We start from the raw sequence: 11,090 nt of genomic DNA, 5'->3' as shown, positions 1-11,090 counted from the left end.
ATACGAACTCATACGAACTCATACGAAAGAGGTCCGCGTGAGCGACACCGCTCCCACCCTCGTCCTGACAGGCGGTCAAGTACTCACCGTCGACGGCGGTTTCACCGTCACCGAAGGCGTGGCCGTACGCGGCCGGGACATCGTCGCCACCGGAAGCGACACCGAGATGCGTGCCCTGGCCGGACCGGGCACCCGGATCGTCGAGCTGGCCGGCCGGACCGTGCTGCCCGGCATCAACGACTCGCACCTGCACGGCGCGGCGTACGGGATGACGAAGCCGCCGTTCGCCATCGACGTGGGCTACCCCGCGGTGGGGTCGATCTCCGGCATCGCCGCCGCCGTGGGCGGTGCGGTGCATGCCGCCCGGCCCGGCGAGTGGATCGTCGGCCTGGGCTGGGACCCCGGCTATCTGGCCGAGTGCCGCGACGATCCCCGGCGTTTCCCCCATCGCCGCGACCTGGACGCGGTGGCGCCGGACAACCCGGTCTGTCTGACGGACTTCTCCTCGCACATGGTGTGGGCCAACAGCGAGGCCCTGCGCCGGTGCGGGATCGACGCGGACAGCGCGCCTCCGCCCGGTGGTGTCATCGACGTCGACGGCGCCGGGGAGCCCACCGGCATCCTGCGCGAGGCCGCCGGGCGGCTCGTCCAGGCGGCGCTGCCCTCCCCCACCGTCGCCCAGCGCCGCCAGGCCATCCAGAACGTGATCCGCGAACTGCACGCGCGGGGCATCACCAGCTACACCGAGCCCGGCCTCGGCCCCGGCGGCGCCGGAACCCTCTTCGGGGGCCTGAGCACCGACAACTGGACCGCGTACGCCGAACTCGCCGAGGCAGGTGAACTCGACGCCCGCGTCAGCGTGTTGCTGCTGCCCGCACCCATGGGCGGCTCGGCCGACGACCTGCGCAAGGGCCTGGCGGAACTGCGCCGCCCGGAGTCCGCGGATCCGCGGGTGCTGCGCGCGATCGGTGTCAAGATCTTCGCCGACGGGGTGCCGCCGAACCGTACGGCCTGGATGAAGGAGCCCTACGCCGAGGGCGGCCACGGCGGACTGTGTGTGCACGGCGAGACGCCCGCGCTCCAGGTCGGCGAACTGCGCGAGATGATCCGCCTCGCCCACGAGGCCGGCTTCCAGCTCGGGGTGCACGTCACCGGTGACCTGGCCATCGACACGGTGGTGGACGCGTTCGCCGACGCCCACGCCCTGGTGCCCCGGCCGGACGCGCGGCACTACGTCATCCACGGCGACTTCATCGGCGCCGACAGCCTGGGACGGCTGGCCGCGAACGGCTGGGGCGTCAACATGAACCCGGCGATCAAGTGGACGGTGTCGGACCTGATGGACACGGTCGTGGGCGCCGAGCGCTCGGCCTACCAGTGGCCGGTGCGGTCCGCCGTCGAGGCGGGTGTGAAGGTGTGCGCCAGTTCCGACGCTCCGATCACCGAGCCCGACTGGCGCCAGGGCGTGGCCTCGATGCTGCTCCGCGAGTCGAAGGCGAGCGGCAGGCCCAGCGGACCCGAGCAGTGCGTGCCCCTCGCCGAGGCGCTGCGCGCCTACACCGCGACCCCGGCGTGGCAGGACTTCGCCGACACCTGGAAGGGCACGATCGAGCCGGGGAAGGTCGCGGACCTGTGCGTCCTGGACCGGCCGCTGCTGGACCTCGATCCGCACGCCGTCACCGAGGCGCAGGTGGATCTCACGGTGTTCGACGGCCGTGTCGTCTTCGAACGCTGACCCCGTCTCCAGGCCCGAAAGCCACCGTACAATTTGATCCCGAACGACCGAACGGCGCAGAACGGGCCGTCCGGCGCAGTCGACGAGGACCGAAGGAGCGCCCGTGCCCGGCCAGCGATCCATCACCGAAGCCGAGAAGCTCGCCGCGGCGAAGCTGGGAGGTTTCCCGGTCCGCCGGGACCAGATGGCGGCCGTGGCCAACATCTACCGCGCCGCGTCGGCCGTACGGCAGCACCTGGAGAACTCCGTGCTCCGGAGTTCCGACCTGACCTGGACGGCCTTCGTGGTGCTGTGGGTGGTCTGGGTGTGGGGCGAGTCGGAGACACGGCACGTGGCGGAGGAGGCGGGGATCTCCAAGGGCACGCTGACCGGGGTGGCCCGCACCCTGGAGTCCCGTGGGCTGGTGCAGCGGGCCGGTCACCCCTCCGACGGCCGGCTGGTCCTGCTGAGCCTCACCGACAAGGGCGAGGACCTCATGCAGCGGGTGTTCCCGGCGTTCAACGAGGAGGAGGCCTTCGTCACGGAGGGGCTGAGCGACGCGGAGTGCCGGACCCTCGCGGAGGGCCTGCGCCGGGTCGTGCTGCAGGTCGAGGAGCGCGGTGAGGAGAGGCGGCACGAGTTGCTGGACGGCGCCGATCCGGCACCGCGGCGCAGCGGACGCCGCCCCAAGGCCTGACCGCCGGGGGACGGTAGTGCGAGCCGACGATCTCGTCCCGCTGGGGCGGACGGGACTGCGGGTCAGCCGTCTCGGCCTGGGTCTGGCGTCGCTGGGCGGACTCTTCGCGCCCGTGCCGCAGGAGCAGGCCGCCGCCACGCTCGACCGGGCCTGGCAGTTGGGCATGCGGCTCTACGACACGGCACCGGTCTACGGTTACGGCCGTTCGGAGGCCCGCACCGGCGCGGCTCTCGCGTCCCGGCCGCGCGACGCCTACGTCCTGTGCACGAAGGTCGGCCGGATCATCGAGCCCGGAGGCACCGACACACAGCCGATCTGGGCGGATCCTCCGCCGGGGGTGGGGCCCCGCCTCGACTACTCGTACGCCGGGGTGATGCGCTGCGTCGAGGAGAGCCTGGAGCGGCTGGGGCTCGACCGCGTCGACGTGCTCCACGTCCACGACCCGGACGAGGACTTCGCGACCGCCGTCGGCGATGCCTACCGGGCCCTGGCCGATCTGCGGGCGCGGGGCGTGATCGGGGCGGTGTCGGTCGGTGTGAACCACGCGCCGGTCGCCGCGGCGTTCCTGCGTGCCGCCGCCCCGCCGGGGCCCGACTGCGTCCTGTTGGCCGGGCGGTACAACCTGCTCGACCAGTCGGGGCTCGACGAGCTGCTGCCGCTGTGCGCCGAGCGCGGTGTCGCCGTCATGGCGGCGGGTGTCTACCAGTCGGGGCTGCTCGCCGACCCTCGCGCGGGCGCGCCCCACGGCTACGACACGGTCCCCGCCGAACTCGCGGCGCGTGTACGGGAGTTGCGTTCCGTGTGCGCCGACTTCGGGGTGCCCCCGCTGGCGGCGGCCGTGCAGTTCCCTTTCGGGCACCCGGCGGTCACGAGCGTGGTCGTCGGCGCCCGCTCACCGGAGGAGGTGGACGGCACGGTCGCGTATCTGAACCATCCAGTTCCGGCGGGCTTCTGGGCCGCCCTCACCGCGAGGGGACTGCTCCCCGAAGGGACCCCGCCACCACCCGCCACGTGACGGCACGCGCAGCCACTGGCCCGCGCCGCGTCACCCGCGCCCGACCACGGCGTTCCCCACGGGAGCGGCCGGAAACGGCACCGTCGCCCACCTGAACCACCCGGCTCCGGCAGGATTCTGCACCGCCCTCACCGCGAGGGGACTGCTCCCCGAAGGGACCCCGCGCCACCACCCGCCACGTGACGGCACGCGCAGCCACTGGCCCGCGCCGCGTCACCCGCGCCCGACCACGGCGTTCCCCACGGGAGCGGCGGGGAGCAGGGCCGCGACCTCCCAGCCCTGGCCCTCCTCGCGGGGCCGGGCCCGGAGTCGGCCGCCGAGGGCGGTGACCCGCTCGGTGAGTCCGACGAGGCCGAAGCCGCCGCCCCGGGCGGCCTCCGGGAGCGACGCGCCGCCGCGTCCGTCGTCACGGACCACGACCTCCAGGGCACCCGCGGCGTACCGCAGGCCCACCGTGACCTCGGTGGCGTCGGCGGCGTGACGGCGTACGTTCGTGAGGGCCTCCTGCACCACCCTGAAGGCGGCGGCCTGCACCTCGTGCGGCAGGTCGTCCGGCACCGCCGGTTCCCGGTGCAGCACGGGCTTGCGCCCGTCGACTCCGCCGACCCCGTCGAAGCCGTCGACCAGGTCGGTGACGGCTGCCAGGTCGCCGACCGGGCGGCGATCGGCGGACTCGGTCTCGTCGTCGTGCTCGCGCAGGACACCGACCGTGCGGCGCATCGACGCGAGCGCCTCGGTGGCGGCCCGCTCGATGCCCGCGAGTACCGGGTCGAGCCGATCCCAGGTCTCGTCAGGGGTGGTCCCCGCCTCGCCGCTTCCCTCGGCTCCGGTCGCCGCCATCATGCGGGCCACCTGCGCCTGCACCAGGATCCCGGTGACGTGGTGGGCGACGAAGTCGTGCAGGTCGGCGGCCATGGCGAGCCGCTCGGCCCGTCGGGTCTCGGTGACGGCCACCGTCCGGCGGTTGTCCAGGGTGCGGACGTAGGCGGCCAGTCCCGCCGTACAGCCGCCCAGCAGCAGGATCACGGCGAGCACTCCGGAGGCGCTCGGGTCGGGCTCCACGAGGTAGTACGGCAGCGGCAGCGCGAGCAGCACGACACCGATGAGCACCCCGCAGATCAGCGCCCCCCGAGGCGAGCACGTCCGGACGGCGACGAACAGCAGGCACAGCAGCAGCGCCGACAGGCCCGGGCCCCAGCCGCCCTTCTGGCCGAGGGCGACGAGGGTGAGCAGGTACGCGGCGGTGACGAGCGCGGGTACGGCCGTGCGCACCTCCGGTGTGAGCCGTGCCGGGCGTCGGCGGACCGGCCACAGCACCGCCGCCAGCCCGACGGCCAGGACCGGCAGGTGCAGCAGCGGGTCGGCCGAGTCGGTCCCCAGGATCAGCAGGTCGCCGCAGCAGGCGATGAGCAGCACGATAATGCCGCCGACACGGACACAGCCGTGTTGTCGGGGAGCCTTCCCCGGGCGGGCGGTGTCGCCGACCACGGGGTCCTTGGTGTCGAGCGCGAGGTTCACGCGGATCAGAGTAAGGAGCGACCGGGGCCCCCGTATCGGCCGTAAGACCGAGGTGGAGGCGTGGCGAGATCCCGGCGACCCGGCCGTTCGGCCGAGGCGGGGCCGCCCGCCGACGGGAGAGGGTGGGGCCCGCAGGACTGGCGAGTTCTGCAGGACTGGCGAGTGCTGAGGGAGATCGACGTCAGGCATGATGCGCCCATGACCGACCGCACCCCGATCCGCGTCCTGATCGCCGACGATCAGGACATGGTCCGCACCGGCTTCCGCTTCTTCCTCGACGCGCAGCCGGACATCACCGTGGTCGCCGAGGCCTCCGACGGGGAGACGGCCGTGCGGCTGGCCCGCGAGGTGCGGCCGGACGTGTGTCTGCTGGACATCCGCATGCCCAGGATGGACGGTCTGGAGGCCACGCGGCTGCTGGCCGGGCCCGATGTGTCCGACCCGCTGCGGGTGGTCGTGGTCACCACCTTCGACCTCGACGAGTACGTGTACGGCGCGCTGCGCGGCGGTGCCTGTGGCTTCCTGCTCAAGGACTCCGGGCCGACACTGCTGGCCGAGGCCGTGCGCGCCGCGGCGGTGGGCGACTCGCTGGTGTCGCCGTCCATCACGGTCCGGCTGCTCAAGCATGTGACGGCGGGGCCGGAGCAACCGGCGGCGCCGGCCGTCCCGGCGCCCCGGGAGGCGCTCACCGACCGCGAGCTCGACGTCGTCCGCCTGGTGGCCCTGGGCCACACCAACGCCGAGATCGCCGCGTCCATGTTCGTCTCCCTGTCCACGGTGAAGACGCACCTCGGGAGCATCCAGCTCAAGCTCACCGCCCGCAACCGCGTGGAGATCGCCGCCTGGGCCTGGCAGACGGGACACGCGGGCAACCCGTCCTGAGGCCCCCGAGGGCGGCAACGGGCCGGTGCCGAAAACCAGTTGGGGTTCTGACGCGCCCGCATCAAGATTGCGGGCGGTGGCGTGTCGCCGCCCGACGGGAGGATCGGAACGCGTGATGAGGACGCATCGGCTCGGACGCAGCACGGTCGAGGTCACGGAGCTCGGTTTCGGCGGCGGTCCGCTCGGCGGGCTCTTCGAGCCGCTGGACGACGACACCGCGGCCCAGGCGCTGGCGGCGGCCTGGTCGGCGGGGATCCGCTACTTCGACACGTCGCCGCACTACGGGATCGGCCACTCCGAGCGCCGTGTCGGCGAGCTGCTGCGGACGAAGCCCCGCGGGCAGTTCACGCTGTCGACGAAGGTCGGCCGCCTGCTCGTGCCGCAGGATCCGGCGGGCCGCAGGGACGAGAGCTTCGAGGTGCCCGCCACGCACCGTCGGGTGTGGGACTTCTCCCGCGACGGCGTGCTCCGCAGCGTCGAGGACTCCCTCACCCGGATGGGGGCCGACCGCGTCGACGTGCTGTTCCTCCACGACGCGGAGCAGCACTTCGAGAGCGCGCTGCGGGACGGCTTCCCGGCCCTGGCCGAGCTGCGCGCGCAGGGGGTGGTGGGTGCCGTCGGCGCGGGCATGTACGACCCCGCGAAGCTGACCACGCTGGTGCGGGAGACCGACGCCGACGTGGTCATGCTGTCCGGCCGCTACACGCTGCTCGACCACAGCGCGCTCGACGACCTGCTGCCGTCGTGCGCCGACCGCGGTGTCTCCGTGCTCGCGGCGTCGGTCTTCAACTCCGGCCTGCTCGCCACGCCCCGGCCCACCGACGGTGCGCGCTTCGACTACGCTCCGGCCTCGCCCGGACAGCTGCGGCGGGCCCACCTCGTCGCCGACGTCTGCGAGGCCCACGGCGTGACGCTCCCGCAGGCCGCGATCGCCTTCCCGCTGTTGCACCCGGTCGTCGCCTCAGTCGTGCTCGGCATGCGGTCGGCTCAGGAGGTACGGCGCAACGTCGCCTCGTTCGCGGCGGCCGTGCCGTCGGGACTGTGGGACGACCTGCGCGGCGCGGGTCTGCTGGACGAGCGGGCACCCACGCGCCGCTGAAACCGGGCGTCACCAGTACCAGAAGCCGGGCGTCAGTACCTGAAGCGGGGCGTCACGTCCTGCCGGGCCCGCCGCCGAACGAGCCGCTCGACCCGGGGGCCCAGCGGCGGCGTGTCTGGTCCTCGCTCGGCTTGCTCCCGGAGGCGTGGAGGTCGTGCGGCCTGAGCCGCTCGCTCTCGTCCCCCGCCCTGGGGACCTCGTCGGGCTCGCGCATCTGCCGGGTCTCGTGGACGGGCCCGGACTCCGGCAGCGTGGGATGTTCGCCGCGCCCGGGCGGTCCCGGCTCGCGGCGTCGGGTTTTCATGCCGAACCGAACCGCCCAGACCAGCGCGCCGACGAGGACGAGACCGGCGACGAGGATCGCGGTCACACCGCCCGCGTTCGTCGCGGCGGCTTCGTACTGGATCATGGTCATGTACGGCGAGTACCCCGGTGGGGCCGGTGGATACTCCGGTCGCCCCTCTGACGGCGGACAAGGCGCGTGGCGCGGGCGGCTTTTCGCGAGGTCGGCGATAGCGTCGCCACGCCGCTCCCGGCGAGGAGGACGATGACCGAACTGTCAGAGCGCGCCGGCACAGCCCGCCGACGGACCGCCCCGGCCACCCCCTTCGGCCGCACGCTGCTGCGCTGGGCCACCACCACCGATCACAAGGTGATCGGGCGCCTCTACATGGTCACGGCCTTCTGCTTCTTCCTGTTCGCCGGACTGCTGGCCCTCGCGATGCGGGCCGAGCTGACCCGCCCCGGGCTGCAGTTCATGAACGCGCACACCTACAACCAGTTGTTCACGATCCACGGCACGATCATGATGCTGCTCTTCGCGACACCGATGTTCGCGGGGTTCGCGAACGCGGTGATGCCGTTGCAGATCGGCGCCCCGGACGTGGCGTTCCCCCGGCTGAACGCCCTGTCGTACTGGATGTACCTGTTCGGCGGGCTGATGGTCGTCGCGGGCTTCGTCGTACCGGGTGGTGCCGCGGCCTTCGGCTGGTTCGCCTACGCACCGCTGAACAGTGCCTACCACTCCCCCGGCGCGGGCGGCGACCTGTGGGTGATGGGCCTGGTGGTGACGGGTGTGTCGACGACGCTCGGCGCGGTCAACTTCATCACCACGATCATGTGCCTGCGTGCTCCCGGGATGACGATGTTCCGGATGCCGATCTTCACGTGGAACATCCTGTTCACGTCGATCCTGGTGCTGCCGGCGTTCCCGGTACTGACGGCCACGCTGCTCGCCCTGGAGGCGGACCGCAAGTTCGGGGCGCATGTCTTCGACGCGGCGAACGGGGGCGCCATCCTGTGGCAGCACCTGTTCTGGTTCTTCGGCCACCCGGAGGTCTACATCGTCGCGCTGCCGTTCTTCGGGATCGTCTCGGAGATCCTGCCGGTGTTCTCCCGGAAGCCCCTCTTCGGGTATGTGCCGCTGATCGGCGCGACCATCGCGATCACCATGCTGTCGGCTGTCGTGTGGGCGCACCACATGTTCGCCACCGGTGCGGTGCTGCTGCCGTTCTTCTCGCTGATGTCGTTCCTGATCGCGGTGCCCACGGGGATCAAGTTCTTCGCGTGGATCGGCACCATGGTCAAGGGGTCGGTGTCGTTCGAGACGCCGATGGTGTGGGCTCTGGGTTTCCTTGTGACGTTCCTCCTCGGGGGGCTGAGCGGGGTGATCATCGCGTCCCCGCCACTCGACTTCCAGCTCACCGACTCGTACTTCATCGTGGCCCATCTGCACTACGTGCTGTTCGGGACCGTGGTCTTCGCGATGTTCGCCGGGTTCTACTTCTGGTGGCCCAAGCTCACGGGGAGGATGCTCGACGAGCGGCTCGGCAAGGTGCACTTCTGGCTGCTGTTCCCCTCCTTCCAGCTGACCTTCCTGGTGCAGCACTGGCTCGGTGAGGAGGGCATGCCCCGCCGGTACGCGGACTATCTGCCGGCCGACGGGTTCACGCTGCTCAACACCTTGTCGTCCGCGGGCGCCTTCCTGCTCGGCGTCTCCACACTGCCGTTCCTGTACAACGTCTGGCGCACGTCCCGTTACGGCAAGCCGGTGGCCGAGGACGACCCGTGGGGGTACGGGCGAGGGCTGGAGTGGGCGACGTCCTGTCCACCGCCCCGCCACAACTTCGTGGCGCTGCCGCGCGTACGGTCCGAGTCGCCCGCCTTCGACCTCCACCACCCCGAGATCCTCAAGCGGCAGAAGGAGGAGGGGGTGCGATGAAGGTCGAGGCGATCCTCTTCGGCGGCGTCGCCGCGTTCTTCGCGGTTACCGCGGTCCTGTACGGCTGGTGGTCCGGCGATCCCGCGGGGACGTCGGCGCTGGTGGTCGCCTTCCTGATGGGCGCCCTGGTGAGTTTCTTCTGTGTGGTGCAGTACCGGCGCAAGGGGCGGCGCCCGCAGGACCGCCGTGACGCCGAAGTCGCCGACGCCACCGGGCCGTTGGAGTTCTTCCCGGCGAGCAGTCCGTGGCCGATCGTCACGGCACTCGGCTTCGCCGTCGCGTCCACGGGTGTCGTCTACGGGCTGTGGCTGTTCCTCATCGGCCTCGGCGTGCTGGTGCGCGGTGTTCTCGGGATGGTGTTCCAGTACCTCCGTCGCCTGGAGTGAGCGGAGGCCGGGGCGCCCCGGGACGGAACGTGTCGACGGGCCGGTGTCCGCTCACGTACCCGCCCTCCACGGTCTGCCGCACCTCGCCGGTCTCGTCCCCCTTGTCCAGGCGTTCGCGTTCGGAGTCCAGCAGCGCGTGACAGAGCCGACGCGTGATCAGGAAGGCCAGGACCGGCCCCACCACGAGGGCGATGCGCAGCACCACGGTCAGCGTGTTGACGGAGACGCGGAACGTCTGGGCCACGATGTCGTTGCCGCCCGCGAACAACAGGACGCCGTAGAAGGTGACGCCGGCGACACCGAGACCGGTACGGACGGGCCGCTCCCTCGGCCGGTCGCACACGTGCTGTTCCTGGCGCCACTCCCCGGTCAGCCGCTGCTCGGCGAACGGGTACAGGTACAGAACCATGAACAGCAGCCCGGGCAGGACGAGCGCCGGGAGGAGCACGTTCCACATGATCGTGTGTCCGGCGACGTTCGTCTCCCAGGGCGGGACGAGCCGTAGCGCGCCCTCCAGGAACCCGACGTACCAGTCCGGCTGGGAGCCGGTCGACGCCAGGTCCGGCCGGTAGGGCCCGTACAGCCACACCGGGTTGATCTGGGCGAGCCCGCCCAGCACCGTGAGGACGCCGAAGACGGTGAAGAACAGGCCGCCGGAGGTGGCGACGAAGTGGGGGAAGAAGGGTCTGCCGACGGCGTTCCGGTTCGACTTGCCGGGGCCCCGCCAGTGGGTGTGCTTCAGGTAGAACACCAGGATCAGGTGCAGGACGACCAGGGCGACCAGGGCCGCGGGCAGCAGCAGGATGTGCAGGCTGTACAGCCTGGGGATGATGTCCTCGCCGGGGAACTCGGCGCCGAACGCGAACATGCTCACGTACGTGCCCACGACCGGGATCGACAGCATGATGCCCTGCGCGATGCGGAGCCCCGTGCCGGACAGCAGGTCGTCGGGGAGCGAGTAGCCTGCGAACCCCTCGGCGAGGGCGAGCACGAACAGGGTGACGCCGATGACCCAGTTCACCTCCCGGGGGCGGCGGAAGGCGCCGGTGAAGAAGATCCGCAGCAGATGCAGACCGATCGCGGCGACGAACACGAGTGCCGCCCAGTGGTGCGTCTGCCGCATGAGGAGGCCGCCGCGCACGTCGAAACTGATGTACAGGGTCGAGTCGTAGGCGTCCGACATGGGCACGCCGCGCAGGGGCACATAGCCGCCGTCGTAGATCACCTCCCTCATGTCCGGTTTGAAGAAGAGCGTCAGCCACACACCGGTGATCAGCAGGACGATCAGGCTGTAGAGCGCGATCTCGCCCAGGAAGAACGACCACTGGTGGGGGAATGCCTTGCGCAGCAGCACGCGACCGGCGCCGTACGTCGCCAGCCGGCCGTCGACCGCGTCGGCGAAGCGCTCACCCGGAGGCGCGGCTGTGGCCGACGGCCGCAGCGCGACCAAGGTCCGGCGAATCGCTCTCATACCCGCCATCCCTTGCCGTCGAGCCGCGCGTTGAGTACCGCGGCGGCGCGAAACACTCGCGCGGCCCGGGGACGGCACCCGTTCGGG

Annotated in this window: 10 protein-coding genes; 7 read left to right on the top strand and 3 right to left on the bottom strand. The window is 71.7% G+C overall.

Going from position 1 to position 11,090, the window contains the following annotated elements:
* The first annotated feature begins 37 nt into the window (after nt 1-37).
* From FNH08_RS12035 to FNH08_RS12025, 3 genes are all read left to right on the top strand, one after another.
* Entirely contained in the window at nt 38-1,735 is a 1,698-nt protein-coding gene (locus FNH08_RS12035) for an amidohydrolase (RefSeq protein WP_322724298.1), read from the top strand.
* A 103-nt stretch (nt 1,736-1,838) separates the two neighbouring features.
* Complete coding sequence (locus FNH08_RS12030; RefSeq protein WP_322724297.1) at nt 1,839-2,411, top strand: MarR family winged helix-turn-helix transcriptional regulator; 573 nt, start codon at nt 1,839-1,841, stop codon at nt 2,409-2,411.
* Nucleotides 2,412-2,427: 16 nt separating this feature from the next.
* Nucleotides 2,428-3,426, top strand: coding sequence for an aldo/keto reductase (locus FNH08_RS12025; protein ID WP_322724295.1), 999 nt, complete (start codon nt 2,428-2,430; stop codon nt 3,424-3,426).
* Between the two features lie 213 nt (nt 3,427-3,639).
* Here FNH08_RS12025 and FNH08_RS12020 read toward each other — a convergent pair whose 3' ends face one another.
* Entirely contained in the window at nt 3,640-4,944 is a 1,305-nt protein-coding gene (locus FNH08_RS12020) for a sensor histidine kinase (RefSeq protein WP_322724294.1), read from the bottom strand.
* A 198-nt stretch (nt 4,945-5,142) separates the two neighbouring features.
* On the opposite strand from FNH08_RS12020, the gene FNH08_RS12015 reads away from it, so the two are divergent.
* Nucleotides 5,143-5,826: a response regulator gene (locus tag FNH08_RS12015; protein ID WP_152771456.1), complete on the top strand. Its 684-nt coding sequence runs from the start codon at nt 5,143-5,145 to the stop codon at nt 5,824-5,826.
* A 115-nt stretch (nt 5,827-5,941) separates the two neighbouring features.
* Nucleotides 5,942-6,925, top strand: coding sequence for an aldo/keto reductase (locus tag FNH08_RS12010; RefSeq protein WP_152771455.1), 984 nt, complete (start codon nt 5,942-5,944; stop codon nt 6,923-6,925).
* Nucleotides 6,926-6,977: 52 nt separating this feature from the next.
* On the opposite strand, the gene FNH08_RS12005 is transcribed toward FNH08_RS12010, so the two are convergent.
* A complete protein-coding gene (locus FNH08_RS12005; RefSeq protein WP_194238466.1) occupies nt 6,978-7,340 on the bottom strand; it encodes a DUF6479 family protein in 363 nt (120 codons plus the stop codon).
* Between the two features lie 132 nt (nt 7,341-7,472).
* Between FNH08_RS12005 and ctaD the strand changes: the two genes are divergently transcribed.
* Both ctaD and ctaF read left to right on the top strand, forming a co-directional pair.
* Nucleotides 7,473-9,146 carry an aa3-type cytochrome oxidase subunit I gene (gene ctaD / locus FNH08_RS12000; RefSeq protein ID WP_152771454.1) on the top strand — a complete coding sequence of 558 codons (1,674 nt, stop codon included), beginning with the start codon at nt 7,473-7,475 and terminating at the stop codon, nt 9,144-9,146.
* Nucleotides 9,143-9,532 carry an aa3-type cytochrome oxidase subunit IV gene (gene ctaF, locus FNH08_RS11995; protein ID WP_152771453.1) on the top strand — a complete coding sequence of 130 codons (390 nt, stop codon included), beginning with the start codon at nt 9,143-9,145 and terminating at the stop codon, nt 9,530-9,532. Before ctaD ends, ctaF begins: the two co-directional genes overlap by 4 nt.
* Here the strand turns inward: ctaF and qcrB are convergent.
* Nucleotides 9,462-11,003, bottom strand: a complete 1,542-nt coding sequence (gene qcrB / locus FNH08_RS11990; RefSeq protein ID WP_152771452.1) for a cytochrome bc1 complex cytochrome b subunit — start codon at nt 11,001-11,003, stop codon at nt 9,462-9,464. The genes ctaF and qcrB overlap by 71 nt on opposite strands.
* Nucleotides 11,004-11,090: the final 87 nt, after the last annotated feature.

The organism is Streptomyces spongiae (assembly GCF_009377185.1).
GTDB classification, from domain to species: domain Bacteria; phylum Actinomycetota; class Actinomycetes; order Streptomycetales; family Streptomycetaceae; genus Streptomyces; species Streptomyces spongiae.
Note: the sequence above shows the minus strand (reverse complement) of the source record. Positions and strands in the feature narration are given on the sequence as shown.

Excerpts from the sequence above, each read along its gene's own strand:
- FNH08_RS12015 (WP_152771456.1), top strand. The coding sequence starts at position 5,143 with ATGACCGACCGCACCCCGATCCGCGTCCTGATCGCCGACGATCAGGAC.
- FNH08_RS12010 (WP_152771455.1), top strand. The coding sequence starts at position 5,942 with ATGAGGACGCATCGGCTCGGACGCAGCACGGTCGAGGTCACGGAGCTC.
- FNH08_RS12005 (WP_194238466.1), bottom strand. The coding sequence starts at position 7,340 with ATGACCATGATCCAGTACGAAGCCGCCGCGACGAACGCGGGCGGTGTG.
- ctaD (WP_152771454.1), top strand. The coding sequence starts at position 7,473 with ATGACCGAACTGTCAGAGCGCGCCGGCACAGCCCGCCGACGGACCGCC.
- ctaF (WP_152771453.1), top strand. The coding sequence starts at position 9,143 with ATGAAGGTCGAGGCGATCCTCTTCGGCGGCGTCGCCGCGTTCTTCGCG.
- qcrB (WP_152771452.1), bottom strand. The coding sequence starts at position 11,003 with ATGAGAGCGATTCGCCGGACCTTGGTCGCGCTGCGGCCGTCGGCCACA.